This is a genomic window from Microcoleus asticus IPMA8, from assembly GCF_013179805.1.
Taxonomy (GTDB): Bacteria; Cyanobacteriota; Cyanobacteriia; order Cyanobacteriales; family Microcoleaceae; genus Microcoleus; species Microcoleus asticus.
In genome coordinates this window covers 34,842-52,212 of sequence record NZ_SRRZ01000041.1, presented here as the reverse complement: position 1 = coordinate 52,212, position 17,371 = coordinate 34,842, and the positions used below count along the sequence as shown (strand labels likewise).

Below are 17,371 nucleotides of genomic sequence, written 5' to 3'. Positions count from 1 at the left end.
AATCTTTGGCGTCATGTGTCCTATTTTATGACACTTTGTGTACTCTGCTTATTTTTTTTTCTGTGCTACCGCTACTTATTGAGCGGATACGAATTTTCGCAGGTAATTGATGTTAATATTAAAGGTACTGCTAATGTAATTCGTCACTTTGTCCCGGCAATGATTGCTCGAAAAAGCGGCATAATTGTCAACTTGAGTTCTGGTTGGGGAAGGTCAACTTCGCCGGAAGTTGCGCCCTATTGCGCTTCTAAGTGGGCGATAGAAGGACTTACGCGATCGCTCGCTCAAGAATTGCCCGGAGGTATGGCGGCGGTTCCTTTGAATCCGGGGATAATTCACACGGATATGCTGGAAATTTCTTTCGGAGAAGATGCGGCAAGTTACACGTCAGTCAAAGCATGGGTGCAAAAAGCAGTTCCTTTTTTGCTGAAGTTGAAACCTTCAGATAATGGAAAGGCGCTGACCGTTCCTGGATAATACAGCAACCATTGCAGATGTTGCGAACATCTCTCTTTTCTTTTCTTCTGCGCTCTCTGCAGTTCATTAAAAAATTCAAAAATGAAATAAAATTGCTATATTCCCACATCACAACTCTTTCCCCAAATAGCTACTGTGAACTTGCCGCTAACCTCCCCGTCGCAAACCGAAACGCGCAAAGCAGACCACCTGCGGATCTGCCTCGAAGAAGACGTACAATTTCGCGAAACTACCAGCGGCCTCGAACGCTACCGTTTTGCTCACTGCTGTTTGCCAGAACTCGATCGCACTGAAATCGATTTAACCTCCACATTTCTCGGCAAAAAACTAGCCGTTCCCCTGCTAATTTCCTCAATGACCGGCGGCACAGAATTAGCTCAGACAATCAATTATCGCCTCGCCGATGTTGCTCAAGAATACAAACTGGCAATGGGAGTCGGTTCCCAGCGAATCATCGTAGAAAAACCTCAACTAGCTCCTACATTTGCCGTCCGTCGCCGCGCTCCAGATATTCTGCTATTTGCCAATATCGGAGCCGTTCAATTAAACTACAGTTACGGTTTGGAAGAGTGCCAAAAAATTGTTGATATTCTCGAAGCAGATGCCCTAATTTTGCATCTAAATCCGCTGCAAGAGTGCGTTCAAACCGAAGGCGATACTAACTTTAAAGGACTCCTAGATAAAATAGCCAAATTGTGCGATAAATTACCAGTACCAGTTATTGCTAAAGAAGTCGGCAACGGTATTTCAGGGAACATGGCAAAAAAATTGCTCGCCGCGGGAGTAGGTGCGATCGACATTGCCGGGGCCGGAGGGACTTCTTGGGCAAAAATAGAAGGAAAGCGAGCTAAAGATAGCAAGCAGCGCAGGTTGGGCACAACATTTGCCGACTGGGGAATACCGACAGCCGAGTGCATTGTCAGCACCCGCGCCGTAGCGCCGGATGTTCCTCTGATTGCCTCTGGAGGCTTGCAGAATGGGTTGGATGCAGCGAAGGCTCTCGCCCTCGGCGCGGATATTGCGGGACTGGCGCGGCCGTTTCTAGAAGCCGCAGCGGAATCGGAATCAGCCGCAGGCGTTCTAGCTGAGGTTTTAATTGCAGAAATCGCCACCGTGATGTTCTGTACGGGCTGCGCTAACTTGGATGAGTTAAAATATTCTGGAGTTTTGGAAAGGTTAAGATAAAAGTGAGTCAGCAGTCAGCAGTCATTAGTCAACAGTCATCAGTCAACAGTCATTAGTCATTAGCTAATAACTAACGACAGCAGATAAGTGCTCAATCCTACTTGCAGGAATGACGAATAATATCGTTTCCGCCGACATCGGAATAATATTTTTCCGAGTGCAGTGCGAGCGGGACACTTGCACGCTCGGTATCATTCAGCTCTAACCTGATTTGATATAACTAATGACTAATGACTGATGACTAATTACCAATAACCAATTATCTAATGAAAGATTTCCTAAAATATACCTGTGCAAGTTTGCTGGGAACCTTCCTCGGATTGTTGCTGCTGGGCAGCATCGGATTGGGGGGACTGGTACTGCTAATTGCTCTGGCGGCATCGTCGTCTAAAGATTCAGGCCCGCAAGTTAAAGATAAGTCTGTATTGGTATTAGACCTTTCTTTAAATATCACCGACAGCAAACCGAGCCGCAGCACTAGCGCGGCGATTGAAGAAGTGCTTTCGGAGGATTCCGGCGATACAGTGACGCTGCGGACTGTTTTAGACGCGATCGAATCTGCGAAGAAAGACCCGAAAATAGTTGGCATTTATCTCGAAGGCAGCTCGGATTCGAGCAGCAGCGGGTTTGCCAATCTCAAAGAAGTTCGATCGGCCTTGCAGCGTTTCCGAGATGCCAAAAAACCCATTTTTGCTTACCAGATGGACTGGAGCGAGCGAGATTATTACCTCGGTTCCGTTGCTAATACAATTGCAATCAATCCTTACGGGGCTTTGGAACTCAACGGTTTTAGCAGTCAGGCAATGTTTTTCACCGGTGCTTTGGAGAAATACGGTTTGGGAGTTCAAGTGACTCGTGTCGGCAAATACAAGTCAGCCGTTGAGCCGTTTTTGCTCACAAAAATGAGTCCCGAAAATCGCCAGCAAACTCAAAAGTTGCTCGGAGATATGTGGGGAGAATACCTGAAAACTGTCGGGCCGAACCGTAAAGTGACCGTTCCCCAACTGCAAGCGGTTGCAGATAAGGGCGGAACTTTGATGGCTGACGAAGCTCTCAAAAGCAAGTTAGTTGATAAAGTTGTATACTTTGACGAAATTGCGAGCGAACTTAAAAAACTGACAGGAACCGATCGCGAACACAAATCTTTCAAGCAAATTAGTTTGAAAAACTACGCCAGAATTGCTGACGATAAAAACTCAACTCGCGCTGACAAGAAAAACCAAATTGCTATACTTTACGCCGAGGGAGAGATTGTAGACGGGGAAGGGGGTCCGACTAAAGTAGGAGGCGATCGCATCGCTCTAGAAATGCGGAAAATTCGAGAAGATGACGACGTAAAAGCAGTAGTTTTGCGAGTCAACAGTCCCGGAGGCAGCGCGACGGCGGCCGAAGTCATCGGGCGCGAAGTTATGCTGACGGGGAAAAAGAAACCAGTTATCGTTTCGATGGGCAATTTAGCAGCTTCCGGCGGCTATTGGATTGCGATGGGTTCCAGCCGCATTTTTGCCGAACCGAATACGATTACTGGTTCTATCGGCGTTTTTGGAATGCTGTTCAACGCCCAAAAGTTGGCTGCTAACAACGGCCTGACTTGGGACGTTGTGAAAACCGGCCGCTTTGCGGATACTAACACGGTTTCCCGCCCGAAAAATCCTCAAGAATTGGCGAATATTCAGAGAATAGTCGATCGCATTTACGATCGATTTATTACTAAAGTCGCCGACTCCCGCAAACTGCCGAAAAACAAGGTACAAGAAATTGCTCAAGGCAGGGTGTGGTCTGGTACGGCCGCGAAACAGTTGGGTTTAGTCGATGAAATTGGCGGCCTTGAAGATGCTGTCAAAGAGGCGGCTAAGCAAGCTAAACTCGGCGACAATTGGCAGTTGGAAGAATATCCAAAACGCCGCAGTTTCGAGGAGCGAATTTTGGAAAGACTTTCAGGCGTTCGCGTTTTGAAACCAGCCGCCAAACTAGACCCACTGACTGCTGAAGTTAAGAAAATGCAGGATGAATTGGCTGCGATCGGGTCGATGAACGACCCGCAGGGGATTTATGTTCGCTTGCCTTTCAATTTGCGGATTGATTAATTAATTGATACCAAATCCGGGATTTTTACCCCTTTATTCTTCAGTCCCCCTCTGCTCGCACTGAGATGTTGCACCATTCTCAATAAGCCTTTTGCGGGCGGGATCTCCTGCCCACCCCACAACAAAACTTCGTCTTCGCTTCACAGGCATCTTGCCTGTTCTTGAGAATGGTGCAAGAGGTGAGATCTGGCGAAAGTTTGACTCTTGAACCGTTTCAAACGCTGAGTGCGATCGCGGTTTTTAACGCGGATTTGGTATGAGTAGGCTGAAGCACCCTACAAACCACTGAAAAACCCGGTTTCTTCTAGAAACCGGGTTTTTGAATACCCTAAAAGTCGATCGACTGGGAATTGGCAATATTTGTTATGCAGCACGCTGAGTTAACAATCCCCAGATGAAAAGTACCACGATCGCACCTACAACTGCAAAAGCTATGCTGGGTAGAGATATTACTCCGAAGGAAGCTCCCCCGCTCGTCCCGAGCAAGACTTGACCTAGATAACCTCCCACTAGCGCACCCACAATTCCTAAGCCTGTTGTGGCCAGAAAACCGCCACCTTGAGTTCCCGGATAAATGGCTTTGGCGATCGCACCGGCAATCAGTCCTAAAACAATCCAAGCAATAATTCCCATTTCCGTTTCTCCTGAATGCTTAACTTTTCTCGTTCTCTGTCTTATGTTCTTAGAATAACAACTGCTCTCCCGTCCTTACCTCTACCGTAGGGAAGAATCGAAAGTGGTAGGATTTCTGAGGAATCGTCCGAGTTTGAGGCTTTTTAATATCTCAAAAGAGTTAACCCACTTTTTCCAGGGAAGAAAGGTACTTATGCTCAAGGCAAAAAGGAAATAGGAGAATTTTTTCTGGGACTTTTTGTGTTTTACTGGTAAAAAAATTACAATAATTTTGTGAAACGAGGAAAGTTTGCGCCCGATGGATCTGACTCTGTGCATGATTGTGAAGAATGAAGAGGCAACACTGTCGCGGACTTTGGACAGCGTTAAGGGTGTTGTGGACGAAATAGTGGTGGTGGATACGGGATCGGGCGATCGCACCCGTGAAGTCGCCCGAGGATATGGCGCGAGGGTTTATGACTTTGAGTGGTGCGACGACTTCGCAGCGGCGCGCAACGAGTGTCTGAAGCACGCCCAGGGCGACTGGATTTTGGTGTTGGATGCCGACGAGGTTTTGGTACCGCAGATTTTACCTCAAATTAAGGAGGGCATTCAGAGCGATCGGCTGCTCTTAATAAATCTCATCCGCCAAGAAATCGGTGCCTCTCAATCTCCCTATTCCCTAGTGTCTCGATTGTTTCGCAATCGCCCCGACATCCGATTTTCTCGCCCTTACCACGCAATGGTAGACGACAGCGTGGCTGAGATTTTGCATAGGGAACCAACATGGAAAATAGCTTCTCTCCCCGATGTGGCGATTTGGCACTCTGGTTATCAAAAAGATGCGATCGCAGCAAAAAGTAAATTCCAAAAAGCTCAAGCAGCAATGGAACGCTACATCGCTTATTATCCAAACGATGCTTATGCTTGTAGCAAATTAGGCGCTTTGTATGTAGAAATAGGGCAAATTGGGCGGGGAATAGATTTATTAACTAGGGGCTTGGCTGCTGCGGCAATTGATGATTCTATTGTTTACGAACTCAACTATCATTTGGGAATTGCTTACCGCCAGCAGCAGCAATTTGTTAAAGCCAAAGAACACTATCAAGCGGCAATTAATACAGATGTGATTCCGGCGCTCAAGTTGGGCGCTTACAATAATTTGGGCAATTTGCTCAAAGATGAAGGAGATTTGAAATCGGCTGAAAAAGCTTACAAAGCAGCTTTAAAAATTGACCCCAGTTTTGCCACAGGTCACTACAATTTAGGACTGACTTTGAAGGCAGCCGGAAATTTAGCAGATGCGATCGCCTATTACCGACAAGCGATTAAAATCGCTCCCGAACACGCCGAAGCTCATCAAAACTTGGCAGTAGCGCTGCTGAAAATTGGCAAAATGCCAGAGAGTTTAGCCGAATTCAAAAGAGCGATCGCCCTTCACCAACAGCGCCGCCCATTTGAAGCAGAACGCCTGCGCCGGGGACTGCAAGAAATGGGTTTAATGTAACTGAAATTATGGCTTTTATGGGCGGGCCGGATGCCCACCCCACAATCAAATTCTCGCATTGTGGAACAGGCCGGAAAGCCTGTTCATTAAAAATATTCCAAGATATGAGATGCCAGCAAAATCAAGCAATTATCTCTACTTTGCCGCTATCCAAATCGTAGCGGCCCCCAACAACTTTAAGCTTGCCCGCTTTGACTGCTTCAGCTAAAATAGGCGACGAGGATTGTAACTTATTTACGTTGATTTTCACATTAGCTCTGACTGCGTTATCCCAGGCATCGCCTTGGACACCTTTTGTGGTATCAACTGCGGGTTTAATCGCCGCCACCAAAGTGCTAATGTGACCCGGCACAGCTTTGCCATCTAAAGCCGCTTTAACAGCACCGCAGCGTTCGTGACCCAGAATTACTAATAGCGGCACGCCTAATTCTACTGCGGCATATTCCATATTGCCGAGAACCACATCGTCGAGAAAATTTCCAGCTACTCGGATATCAAACAAATCCCCCAATCCTTGGTCGAAAATAATTTCGGGCGCAACCCGCGAATCAGAACAAGCCAGGATGGTTGCAAACGGATGTTGACCCTCTGCTACTTCTACAATTCGCGATCGAGCTTGGTCGGGAAATGTCCGTTTTTGCTCAATGTAGCGTTGATTCCCCTCCATCAATTTCTTGAGAGCACCGTCGGGAGTAATATCAGAGATTGCTTCTGCCTTTGCGGGTTGAGCTTGCAAAAGCGCAGGTGCAAAGCTTGCCGTCAGTATCCCTGCACCAGCCTTTAACATTAAATTGCGTCGCGAAATCATATCTCTTCTTCCGCTTTCTGTCATTGCTTGCAACTCGGTTTAATTTTGGGTGTTTTATAGCATAAGATATACCACAAGCTGAACCCTATTTCTTTACTTTTTTTTTACAAGTAGCTACAGCAAAATTTAAACTTAAAAATTCCAAAAATTTGCCCCTTTCTATTTCATATTTTATTTCCTAAAGGCAACTGCGGTCATCCTTCTGCCGGCAGGTGATGCTAAAATGTATCTCAAACCAATACTTCAGACAGTTTTTGATTGCCAACCGTAGAAAAAGGGTTTCAAGGCGATTCGGCAAGTTCGCTACCAACGGAAAATCGCGGGTTTCAGACTACGAACTAAAAACAGTCGGGACTATTGTAAAACTACAATTATTTATCAATGGATCGAAATGTCTTACGTCGCCAGTATCCATATCTATCCGGTCAAGTCCCTTGACGGCATAGCTGTCAGTCAAGCAACTATTCTTGCCAGCGGAGCTCTAGAAGGCGATCGCTCTTTTGCCATCTGCGATGAAGCAGGAGAACTTGTTAACACTAAGCGCAACAGCGGAGTCCATTTTCTGCGCTTATCCTTTGACATCCAAAAGAGAATGGCCGGCCTGAAAATACAAGACACCGAACAAGAAATTTTTTTTCATGTAGATAGAGAACGCCCAGGGATAGAATATTGGTTGAGCAACTACTTCGGTTTCCCCGTCAAGTTAATGGAAAATTTGCTGACAGGCTTTCCCGACGATACCGCTGCGCCCGGGCCAAGCATAATAAGTACCGAAACAATTGCCGAAGTTGCATCTTGGTTTCCGAGAGTTTCCGTTAACGAAATGCGCCATCGCTTGCGAGCTAATATTGAAATAGGAGATGTCCCGGCTTTTTGGGAAGACCAACTTTTCCCAGAAGCCAATAAATTAGTGACGTTGAAAATAGGGACTGTAATATTTGAAGCTATTAATCTCGGTCACCCCTGTATCCGATGTACGCAAAATTATGCCCCGAAAGCAACCGATACAAATTTTCAAAATCTACTAAAAGCCAAGCAGGAGGAAATCATGCCTGACTTGCTAAAGAGAGGGTCTTTAAATCACTTTAATCGACTGATAGTTAGTATGCGAGTCTCGGGTCAAGCAGCCGGAAAAATATTACACATAGGAGACGAAGTTCAAATTAGTAGCGCCAGCAAATCCCTCTTTAATACCATTCCTGATTAGTTGTATGGCACGAGTCCGATCAAGCCGGTGGCAACTCCAAAGTAAGCTGACCCAACACACCCGTTCTAAAATCGTTTAACATTTGCCGCGCCGTTCGTTCGACATCTCCTTTATACTTGTCTTTTGCTACCTCGTGCAAATAATCTTCACCATTACTAGAGGCTGCATCTAATTTATACCTGGATTTGAAACCAGATAGTGATATCAACGTCTCATCAGCCGCCTCCAGCCCTTGGAGCAAATCTACCATCGCTGCCGCTACTACCTGATTGTCGTAAGCTGCCTCGCCAATATCTTCGCAAATAGCTAATTTTATGGCATTTTCTTGATTGTTAATGCGAGTGGGAATCACTCCGGGGGCGTCTAATAATTCAATTTCGTCAGAAATGCGAATCCATCGGAGCGATTTAGTTACTCCAGCTCTGCGGGCACTGTCCACCACTCTCCGCCCTAACAGCCGATTAATTAAAGCAGATTTTCCGACATTTGGAAAGCCCATCACCACTGCGCGGACTGGACGGGGCAGCATACCTCGATCGAACCTTCTTTTATTTAGCTGCACCCCAGCATTCTGCACGGCATCCGCCACAGCGTCTACTCCTTGACCGTGCTCGGCATTAGTAAAATACGCAGTTTCCCCCTGGGCCTCAAACCATGTTTCCCACGCCTCGCGCGCGCGAGGCGCAATCATATCCATGCGGTTGATGACTAATACTCGCGCCTTGCCGCCCACCCAACTCGGCATTTGGGGGTGGTAAGTAGCCAATGGAATGCGGGCATCTCGGACTTCGAGCACCACATCTACCCGCTTTAGCTGTTCTTTTAATGCCCGTTCAGCTTTGGCAATGTGACCGGGATACCAGTGAATTTTCATAATAGGAAGGAAGAAGGAAGAAGGAAGAAGGAAGAAGGAAGAGGGAAGAATCAAGAAATCATCAGGGAACGGATGAGTGTAACGGATTTAAGGGCACGAAGGAAGGAGGGAATCAGGAAAATGGCAGAAGTAAGCTGTTGGGCATCTAACTTACACTACTGGAAATAAGTAATAAGAAAGAGTTTTCTTTCTTCCTTCTTCCTTCTTCCTTCTTCCTTCTTCCTTCCTTCCTTCCTTAAGGCACTATCAAAACTGCACAAGGAGACAGATTGATCACTCGATTGGTAACGCTGTCAGACGCCCCATCATCGGTTAAACCCATCCCCCGACAGCCCATCACAATCAAATCGGCCCCAATTTCGTCAGCCACATCACAAATCGTGAAAGCCGGTTTGCCTTCTCGCTCAATGATTTCAGCTTCGATTCCCTGCTGGGAAAACATCAATTGGGCCTCAGACAGCAGTTTGGCGACTGCTTCCGGGGAACTCATCACCTCTGACGGTGGGGTGGCACCCTCCTCGGCTGGGGGTTCGACTACCGAAAGAATAACTAAACGAGAAGTGTAGGTTTTCACAATATTGACAACCTTTTCCGCGGCTTCGCGGGCTTCTCGGCTTTGATCGACAGGAAATAAGACAGTCTTGAACATAGTGCGCATCTCCCGGACGCGGACTCCGATAAAATGTTTACGTTGAGCCAATCAGTGCCGTTTGTTTCATCTTCCGTTTTTTGTACGGACGCGGTTGAATGCGTCCGAGGCCCCAAGTGCAAGTGACAAGTGCCGCCATTTCAACGGAATTAGACAAAAACACACATATTAGGAGGTTAATCCTGTGACCAAAAAAACTGTAGCAAATTTATCGGCATCGGACTTATCGGGCAAACGGGTATTGGTGCGGGCGGACTTTAACGTGCCGCTCGACAACGGCAATATCACCGATGATACTCGCATCCGGGCTGCTCTGCCGACAATTCAAGATTTAGCGTCCAAGGGTGCTAAGGTCATTTTGTGCAGCCACTTCGGGCGTCCCAAGGGTGTGACGGAGAAGTTGCGCTTGACGCCGGTTGCTAAGCGGCTGTCGGAATTGTTGGGCAAAGAGGTCAAAAAGACTGACGACTGCATCGGCGATGAAGTCGCTGCTACAGTCGAGGCGATGCAAGATGGCGATGTGCTTTTGCTAGAAAATGTGCGCTTCTACCCAGAGGAGGAGGCAAACGACCCAGAATTTGCTAAGAAGTTAGCTTCTGTGGCTGATTTGTATGTCAATGATGCTTTTGGTACGGCTCACCGGGCTCACGCTTCTACTGAGGGCGTTACTAAGTATCTGAGTCCTTCTGTGGCTGGGTTTTTGATGGAGAAGGAACTGCAATATCTCGGCAGTGCGATCGACAATCCCCAGCGTCCTTTGGCTGCTATTATCGGCGGTTCTAAGGTTTCTAGCAAGATTGGAGTCATTGAAAAACTGCTGGAAAAGTGCGACAAACTGCTGTTGGGCGGTGGCATGGTTTTCACGTTCTACAAAGCTCGCGGCTTGAACGTTGGCAAGTCTTTGGTGGAAGATGACAAGCTGGAATTGGCTAAGTCTTTGGAAGAGAAGGCGAAGGAACGGGGAGTTACTTTTCTGTTACCTACTGATGTGGTAGTTGCTGATAAGTTTGATGCGGCGGCTAACACTCAAACTGTTCCTGTAGAAAGCATCCCGGAAGGTTGGATGGGTTTGGATATCGGCCCGGATTCAGTAAAAACTTTCCAAGATGCTTTGGCCGATTGCAAAACGGTAATCTGGAACGGGCCGATGGGCGTGTTTGAGATGGAGAAGTTTGCTGCTGGAACTGAAGGTATTGCTCATTCTTTGGCTGGACTTACTAAAACTGGTACTACCACAATTATTGGTGGTGGTGACTCGGTGGCGGCTGTGGAACAGTTGAATTTAGGCGAACAAATGAGCCACATTTCCACTGGTGGCGGTGCTAGTTTGGAACTGCTCGAAGGTAAGGAATTGCCTGGTGTTGCTGCTTTAGATGAGGCTTAATTAAGTTAAGTAGGGCGGGCAAAGCCCGCCTTGCTGCAAGCAGGTCTAAATCCTTGGCTGCGAATCAGTCTTTTGAGGATTTACCGCAGAGGGCGCAGAGAACGCAGAGCAAAAGAAAAGAGAGAAGCACATGGGTTTAAATTCTACAGTTTGCTAGTATAATTAATCCGAAGTAGCAGTGAGGTTTGTTTGTGAAACTTAAAATCTTGGCAACTGTAACGGCAAGTTTAGCTTTGTTTTGGCTTGCAGCTCCCGTTAAAGCTCAAAATCCAGATCATGTCAGGCAATTGCTGGAAAGTAATGAATGCGAAGGCTGTGACTTGAGAAATGCTGATTTATTCAAGGCTAGCTTGTACAGAGCTAATTTAAGAGGAGCCGATTTAAGCGGAGCAAATCTCTATGAAGCTAATTTGTTAGAAGCGGATTTAAGTGATGCTAATTTGTCTAATGCTAATTTAATCAACGCCGAGATGTACGGTGCTGAATTGAATGGTGCTAATCTGCGAAATGCGGATTTGTCTAATGCTTTTTTGGGGCGAGCGAATCTGACGAGTGCTGATTTGCGCGGTGCTAAACTTTTTAATGCGAATCTGGGTGAAGCTTATCTGTTACAAGCTAATTTATCGAATGCCGATTTGAGGCGATCGCTGCTGTTTAGAGTGAATTTAAACCGTGCAAATTTAAGCGGAGCGGATATGTCTTTCGCGGATGTGCGCGATACTAATTTGCAGAATGCTATTTTGTCAAATACTCGGCTTCCGAGGGCTCAATTGAGCGGTACAAATATCGATGCGGCTAATAATGTGCGCCAGGCTGATTTGGAACGTGCCAACTTGCGGGGTACGAATTTGGGACCGGGGGTTTGCGTGATAACTAATTTTCCTTATTGTGTTTTGAATTTGGAATAATCGGCCCGCTGAGTGCGTCAGCCGCGATTAATGTGGCAGCTACGGGAGTTTTTGACTGGCTGCCGCGCCCTAGGTTTATATCATGTCCGCCTAAATGCTAGTCATTGCAAAGTTTACGACAGCAGAGGCAAGCAATCTTAAGCCCCTGGGATTGCTTCACTTCACTTCGTTCCGTTCTCTTGGGACATACCGTAAGTAATTTACCGGACATGATATCAGAGCTGAGCTAAGTTTGGGGTGGTTTGTATCCGTTTTCTAGGGCAAATCTCACAAGCTGAGCCCGATTTTCTAGCTGTAATTTGCTGAAAATGCTGCCTAAATGAGCTTGCACAGTCCGGGGGCTAATAAACAGCCGATCGCTAATTTGTTTGTTAGTATAACCCTGAATAACTTCCCAAAAAACTCTTTCCTCGGCTGGTGTTAAAGGCAAAGGTGCAGGTGCTGGCAATACTGCTACAACTTTTGGCTCCACCGCCCTAGCGCTAGAAGTTTGAAGGAGTCGCACAATCTCGGCGTGAATGCGGTGAGAGCGCTCTAACTGCGCCTTCACCTTAGCTAAGATTTCTTCAGAATGAAAAGGTTTTACCAGATAATCGTCAGCGCCGATCGAGTGACCTTCAACTTTTGACTCAATCTCGCCTTGACCTGACAAAAATATAAACGGCACCAACTTTCCCAAACGTGTAGTTCGCAAGCGGCGGCAAAACTCAAACCCGTCCATTTCCGGCATCATGACATCTGAAATTACCAAATCTGGGGGGGCATTCTCAAAAATCGAGAGCGCCTCAAGCCCGGAATTAGCGCATTCAACCCGGTATCCCTGGCTTTCGAGGTACATTGCTAAGACTATTTGACAGTCTGCTTCGTCGTCAACTACTAATATTCTTTCCATGAAAGGCTTGCACCAAATCCAGTTGGACAGTTCTTGAAACTGTGGCTCCCAAAGTAGGAACTTCAATTAGTTTACCTGCTGGAACTTGATAAAAGCTCGCGATTTCAAAACGCCACAATTGCTCCAATAGTCGAATTACGGGCGCGATCGCATAAAATGGGAAGAAGTTAAGGAATGTTGGGCTAAAATTTCCTTCTTGAATTCATCTCTCCAAAAAAGCTACAACTTTTTATGATAGAACGTCAACTTTTATGCATAAAATACAAGGTAAAAAAAAGAATTTTTTTGTATTATACAGAAATCTTGGTGATACTTAAACTATTCCTAGACCCGACATTGAAAGGTTTTTAGATTTTTCTGGTTCGGACACAGGTACAAAAGGGACAACGCGAGCAGGTGCTGCTGGGGGCTGCGCGAAAAAACCCGGGTCGGCAACCAACATACTTTCAATTATCGCTGCTGGTTCGGGGCGGCTGAACAGATACCCCTGCATGATATCGCACTGATGTTGTTTCAAAAAATCTAGTTCTGCTTCTGTTTCTACTCCCTCAGCAATTACTGTCATATTCAAACTATGACCCAGTAAAATTACTGCTGTAGTAATAGCAGCATTTTGAGTATCTTCATTGGCATTACGGACGAAAATTCGATCGATCTTTAAACTGTCAAAAGCAAATTGCTTGAGATATCCTAAAGTAGCGTAACCGGTGCCGAAGTCGTCAATAGCAATCCGAATTCCTAGAGCTTTAAGTTGGTTTAAAGTAGCGCCTGCTACTGTCGCATTTTCTACCAAAGCGCTTTCGGTCATTTCTAATTCTAAATTAGCAGGCTCCAAGCCTGTAGTTTCCAATATTTGCACGATTCGCGCCTTGAGTTCCGGGTCTGACAACTGCCGAGCCGACAAATTTACTGATATTGTAAAGGGCGAAAACCCCGCCGCCAACCAACTAGCGGCTTGAGCGCAAGCTGAAAGCAGTACCCACTCGCCAATCTGAATAATTAAACCTGTTTCTTCTGCTAAGGGAATAAATTCGCAGGGAGAAATTATACCTCGATCGGGATTTTGCCAGCGCACTAAAGCTTCGGCGCCGATAACTTTGCCGGTAGCAATATTCACCTGGGGCTGATAGTATACCTGAAACTCACCTTGTGCCAAAGCATGGCGCAGCAAAGCTTCGAGAGCAAACTTTTCAGGAGATAGAGTCGTAACCTTGGTCGAGTCGTTAACTAAATCTTTAAGTCTGGCTTCTGCTTGGTGAAGCGCAACTGTCAGCGGTTGAGTAATTGTTTGCCGTTTCAAGACGCGAGAAGCAATCGCTCCCAACAATTCAGCCTTGGTAAACGGCTTTGTCAGGTAATCGTCTGCCCCCAAATCCATCCCCCGACGAAAATCGGTTTTATCACTTTGAGCCGTGAGGAAAATAAATGGAATTGTTGCAGCTAGCGAGTTTTGCCGCAGAGTCCGCAACACGTCATAACCGTCGAGTTCCGGCATCTGGACATCGCACAAAATTAAATCAGGTATCTCCGAAAGTGCCATCTGCACCCCAGCTCGACCGTTTTCGGCCGCAATGACCCGGTAGCTGTGAGATTCCAGGAGTTGCAGAAGAGTTTCCCGGATTAATTCGTCGTCTTCAATCACCAAAATTTTGAGCATGATAATTAGATAACAGATGGCACTATATATCTGAACCTGACTAACTTTAGCATACTCAAACTAACGAATTAGTAATTCGGCCAATTAGCCAATAAATAATTAGCCAAATGGCTGAATTTTTTCCCTCGGTTCTTAAGTCACAATAAAATAACTGCCCAAATAGGGAATAGTTCGATATCTTTCAATAGCATAAAAATGCTGCGCCCGACTCGTTTGATAAACTTTTCTTATAAACTAACTGTAGTTTCTCATAAAAGAATGCCACCAACACTGTCACTGCGCGGATAGCGGCAATCACTCAGGCAATCACTTATATGATGTCCGGTTAATTGTTCATAATTAGCCCGTGTTTGTAATTAGGACTTTGGTTTCCTCTCGATGGATGAATCAGGACGCTGCCTCCTGACCCCAAAAACGGATACTTGCCAACAGCAACAGCCGTGGAGAGAACAAAATTTTAGACCCTAGTTTAAGCTCCCAGATTTATCTGTGAAGTAAATCTAAAATCTAAAATCTAAAATCTACAATCGACTGACCGAGATCTTAATTATGGTTGTATAACTGGACATCATATTATGCACTGTTTTAATTCACAGGCTTAGTGGAATTCGCGCAATATTTTTCATCTACAATTGCAGAAGTGATACTGACAGCCTGCATAGATGACGGAATGATTAGGTCTTGCGGAACTACCACCGTCTTTTTACAAACAAGCTCGCTACTGCCTACAGAGGCAAAGTTCCAAGCATAAAATTCGGGAGTGCTGACTGTCGCATTGGCTGGATGTAAACCTAGTGCAGTCACCAATACTAATCCTAAAGTTACTAAAGCTACGATCGCGAATCTCAGCATATTCTTTGTTTGAACCGGAAAACTTACCCGATCGGTATTACCTTATTATTGCCTGGGTCGATCGAGAGCGTCAATCGATTTTAGATTTTAGATTTTAGATTTTGGATTAAAGAATTGAAGAAAGCGACCCCAGTGATAAATCCGGGGGCTGGTGATGAGGATTAGGGGTTTTTTTTCGATCCACGGATAAATCCGGGGGCTTGTCACTAAATTGCTGGATTGTCAATAGCAGTTATTCCGCCGTCAGATTCAACTCGTAAGCGATCGGCTCGGATGCCTGAGAAACGACCACGAATTCATAATAACCAGCATCATCGAGCAATCCAGACCAACTAAGCCCATCTGCATCTTGCAGCAAAGCTCGCGCGCCCTTTGTCCGCCCCGGAGTATAAATTGACAGCAGAGTAGATTTGCGCGGTGCTTGCAAATTCACGCGCAAAGTTTGATTTTGAGCGAACCGGGCAATGTAAGCTTTCCCTTCTCCGGGTTTGAGATTGCCTGTGAGGCTTTTGCTGTTCGATAGGCGGTCAAATTCAACGCTTTCGACAGTTGCTCCTGCTTGCAAAGATGCGAGGGCATCGGCGGTAATTGCTTGCCAAATTTGTCCGATCGGCAAACCGATGATATTGCGATCGCGCGGCTGTTGTGGAAACCAATAAAAGAACTTGGCATCAGCCAAATCGTACAAAGCCCGACTGCTCAAATTCAGCTTGTTAACCTCAGTTTTCCAGCGATCGATATCGGCGGTGTCGTAACTGCCCAGCCGCGCTCTAGCGTCGCTGCTGAGATTTTCCAGCTTGTCGAGCAACTCGTCGCCGATTTTCTGCCACCTTTCCCGCCACTGGCGATCGTCATCGCCTTCTTTTAACAGCCGTCCGCCCAATTCCGGGTATTTGGCATAAAAAGTCTCGTCCACAAGGTTGACGTAACCGCTATAGAATCGATCGTCAATTTTGAGCTTTACAAAGCGATCTTGCAAAGCATCTTCTTGCTGCTGCTTCGGGCTCTGACTCTGGGGAATTTTCTGCACTTTTGATTGCAGATTTAACAAATAATTGCCCGCAAACCAGCCAACTCCCCCCATACTTGAGAGCACCGCCACCACGAACAAAACCATTTTCCAAGCAGGCATCTTTTGTTGATTGCCAATAGCACCTCGCACCGGAGTTCCCGGCAGCTTTGGCGCGGGGGCGGGCACGGGTATAGGCGAGTGCTCCGGCGGCTGCGTGGGTCCAAAATCCTGGGCTGGTGGCAAAGGTGGCTGTAAAGGCGGATTGCCGGAGAGAGCGAGCATTACCTCGCGAGCCGAGGAGTAACGCTGGCTCGGCTGTTGAGCAAGCATTTTATCCAGCACCAGGGACAAATTCGGAGACAGAGAACATTCCGCCCGCCAGTTCCAATTGAGCGTCTGGCTGTCGAGCAACTGATGCGGTTCCTTCCCCGTCAGCAACACTAAAACCGTCGCCGCCAGAGCGTACAAATCGCTTTGGGGATAGACGATTCCCATCTGCATTTGTTCGACGGGAGCATAGCCGAGCTTGCCGATGCGAGTCGCGGGGGCGGGAGTGCCGTTAGCCTCAGCGAACAGAGACTCTACGGTGGCGGCAAGTTGTTTTACTCCGCCGAAGTCGATCAGCACCGGCATCCCGTCAGAACTCCGCAGAATCAGGTTGTCCGGGGAGATGTCGCGGTGAATGACTCCCAAAGAGTGAATGTATTCGAGCACGGGCAAAATCTGGAGCAGCAGTTGATTGATTTCTGCCTCTATGAACCGCAAACCCTGACGCTTGCGGGCGTCCAGCAGGAAGCGGTAAGTTTGACCGGGAACGTAGTCTTGGACGAGAAATAGGTAGCCTCGATCGCTGATACTGACGCGGAAGAGTTCGCGGAAGCGCGGGATTTGATTGTGTTGCAGCTTGTAGAGCACTCCTGCTTCCCGCTCGAACAGTTCCTCGGATTTTTGTAAAGCGTAACTTCCGTGTACTTGGGGCGCAAATTCTTTTAAAACGCAGGGTTCGTTAAATCGGTGGGCGTCTTCAGCGAGGTAGGTGCGCCCGAAGCCTCCGTGTCCCAATTCGCGGACGATGCGGTAGTGATTGTTGAGAGTTATGCCGGGGTAGATGGGATTGTTCATTGGAACTTGCTGCGTCGGATTTTCACGCTTGACTGAGACTGAGGATTTTGGGCGATCGCTGAATTAATCTTGACATAGTGTGTCAGTGTTGATTAGTCGATCGGCAGCTTGCCTATCCCCTGTGGTTATTGTTAAAAA

At 46.8% G+C, this 17,371-nt stretch carries 16 protein-coding genes; 8 read left to right on the top strand and 8 right to left on the bottom strand.

What is annotated here, in order from left to right:
• From E5S67_RS13120 to sppA, 3 genes are all read left to right on the top strand, one after another.
• On the top strand, positions 1-477 hold a 477-nt coding region (locus E5S67_RS13120), incomplete at its 5' end, for an SDR family oxidoreductase (RefSeq protein WP_246276765.1).
• A 135-nt stretch (positions 478-612) separates the two neighbouring features.
• Positions 613-1,662: a type 2 isopentenyl-diphosphate Delta-isomerase gene (fni, locus tag E5S67_RS13115; RefSeq protein ID WP_172187820.1), complete on the top strand. Its 1,050-nt coding sequence runs from the start codon at positions 613-615 to the stop codon at positions 1,660-1,662.
• Between the two features lie 266 nt (positions 1,663-1,928).
• Positions 1,929-3,749, top strand: coding sequence for a signal peptide peptidase SppA (gene sppA / locus E5S67_RS13110; protein WP_172187818.1), 1,821 nt, complete (start codon positions 1,929-1,931; stop codon positions 3,747-3,749).
• A 363-nt stretch (positions 3,750-4,112) separates the two neighbouring features.
• Here sppA and E5S67_RS13105 read toward each other — a convergent pair whose 3' ends face one another.
• Positions 4,113-4,382 (bottom strand): GlsB/YeaQ/YmgE family stress response membrane protein, encoded by a 270-nt coding sequence (locus E5S67_RS13105; protein ID WP_172187816.1) that lies wholly within the window; start codon positions 4,380-4,382, stop codon positions 4,113-4,115.
• A gap of 298 nt (positions 4,383-4,680) precedes the next feature.
• On the opposite strand from E5S67_RS13105, the gene E5S67_RS13100 reads away from it, so the two are divergent.
• Positions 4,681-5,868, top strand: coding sequence for a glycosyltransferase family 2 protein (locus E5S67_RS13100; RefSeq protein WP_172187814.1), 1,188 nt, complete (start codon positions 4,681-4,683; stop codon positions 5,866-5,868).
• A 121-nt stretch (positions 5,869-5,989) separates the two neighbouring features.
• On the opposite strand, the gene E5S67_RS13095 is transcribed toward E5S67_RS13100, so the two are convergent.
• The gene (locus tag E5S67_RS13095; protein ID WP_172187812.1) at positions 5,990-6,700 is read right to left on the bottom strand and encodes a carbonic anhydrase; all 711 of its coding nucleotides are present in this window, start codon (positions 6,698-6,700) and stop codon (positions 5,990-5,992) included.
• Positions 6,701-7,067: 367 nt separating this feature from the next.
• Between E5S67_RS13095 and E5S67_RS13090 the strand changes: the two genes are divergently transcribed.
• Entirely contained in the window at positions 7,068-7,883 is an 816-nt protein-coding gene (locus tag E5S67_RS13090) for an MOSC domain-containing protein (RefSeq protein WP_172187810.1), read from the top strand.
• A 19-nt stretch (positions 7,884-7,902) separates the two neighbouring features.
• On the opposite strand, the gene ylqF is transcribed toward E5S67_RS13090, so the two are convergent.
• On the bottom strand, positions 7,903-8,757 hold the full coding sequence (ylqF, locus tag E5S67_RS13085; RefSeq protein WP_172187808.1) for a ribosome biogenesis GTPase YlqF: 855 nt from the start codon (positions 8,755-8,757) through the stop codon (positions 7,903-7,905).
• Between ylqF and E5S67_RS13080 the strand changes: the two genes are divergently transcribed.
• Positions 8,746-8,925 (top strand): hypothetical protein, encoded by a 180-nt coding sequence (locus E5S67_RS13080; RefSeq protein ID WP_172187806.1) that lies wholly within the window; start codon positions 8,746-8,748, stop codon positions 8,923-8,925. The genes ylqF and E5S67_RS13080 overlap by 12 nt on opposite strands.
• Positions 8,926-8,992: 67 nt before the next feature.
• On the opposite strand, the gene E5S67_RS13075 is transcribed toward E5S67_RS13080, so the two are convergent.
• The gene (locus E5S67_RS13075) at positions 8,993-9,406 is read right to left on the bottom strand and encodes a universal stress protein (protein WP_172187804.1); all 414 of its coding nucleotides are present in this window, start codon (positions 9,404-9,406) and stop codon (positions 8,993-8,995) included.
• Between the two features lie 184 nt (positions 9,407-9,590).
• Here E5S67_RS13075 and E5S67_RS13070 point away from each other — a divergent pair, with 184 nt between their 5' ends.
• Both E5S67_RS13070 and E5S67_RS13065 read left to right on the top strand, forming a co-directional pair.
• The gene (locus tag E5S67_RS13070) at positions 9,591-10,790 is read left to right on the top strand and encodes a phosphoglycerate kinase (protein ID WP_172187802.1); all 1,200 of its coding nucleotides are present in this window, start codon (positions 9,591-9,593) and stop codon (positions 10,788-10,790) included.
• A gap of 191 nt (positions 10,791-10,981) precedes the next feature.
• Positions 10,982-11,698 carry a pentapeptide repeat-containing protein gene (locus E5S67_RS13065; protein ID WP_172187799.1) on the top strand — a complete coding sequence of 239 codons (717 nt, stop codon included), beginning with the start codon at positions 10,982-10,984 and terminating at the stop codon, positions 11,696-11,698.
• A 226-nt stretch (positions 11,699-11,924) separates the two neighbouring features.
• Here the strand turns inward: E5S67_RS13065 and E5S67_RS13060 are convergent, their stop codons facing one another.
• The 4 genes from E5S67_RS13060 to E5S67_RS13045 all read right to left on the bottom strand — a co-directional run bounded on the left by E5S67_RS13060 (position 11,925) and on the right by E5S67_RS13045 (position 17,233).
• Entirely contained in the window at positions 11,925-12,590 is a 666-nt protein-coding gene (locus tag E5S67_RS13060) for a response regulator transcription factor (protein ID WP_172187830.1), read from the bottom strand.
• A gap of 313 nt (positions 12,591-12,903) precedes the next feature.
• Positions 12,904-14,247 (bottom strand): EAL domain-containing response regulator, encoded by a 1,344-nt coding sequence (locus E5S67_RS13055; RefSeq protein WP_172187797.1) that lies wholly within the window; start codon positions 14,245-14,247, stop codon positions 12,904-12,906.
• 585 nt (positions 14,248-14,832) lie between these two features.
• Positions 14,833-15,099: a hypothetical protein gene (locus E5S67_RS13050; RefSeq protein ID WP_172187795.1), complete on the bottom strand. Its 267-nt coding sequence runs from the start codon at positions 15,097-15,099 to the stop codon at positions 14,833-14,835.
• Positions 15,100-15,331: 232 nt separating this feature from the next.
• Positions 15,332-17,233 (bottom strand): serine/threonine-protein kinase, encoded by a 1,902-nt coding sequence (locus E5S67_RS13045; RefSeq protein WP_172187793.1) that lies wholly within the window; start codon positions 17,231-17,233, stop codon positions 15,332-15,334.
• Positions 17,234-17,371 lie beyond the last annotated feature (138 nt).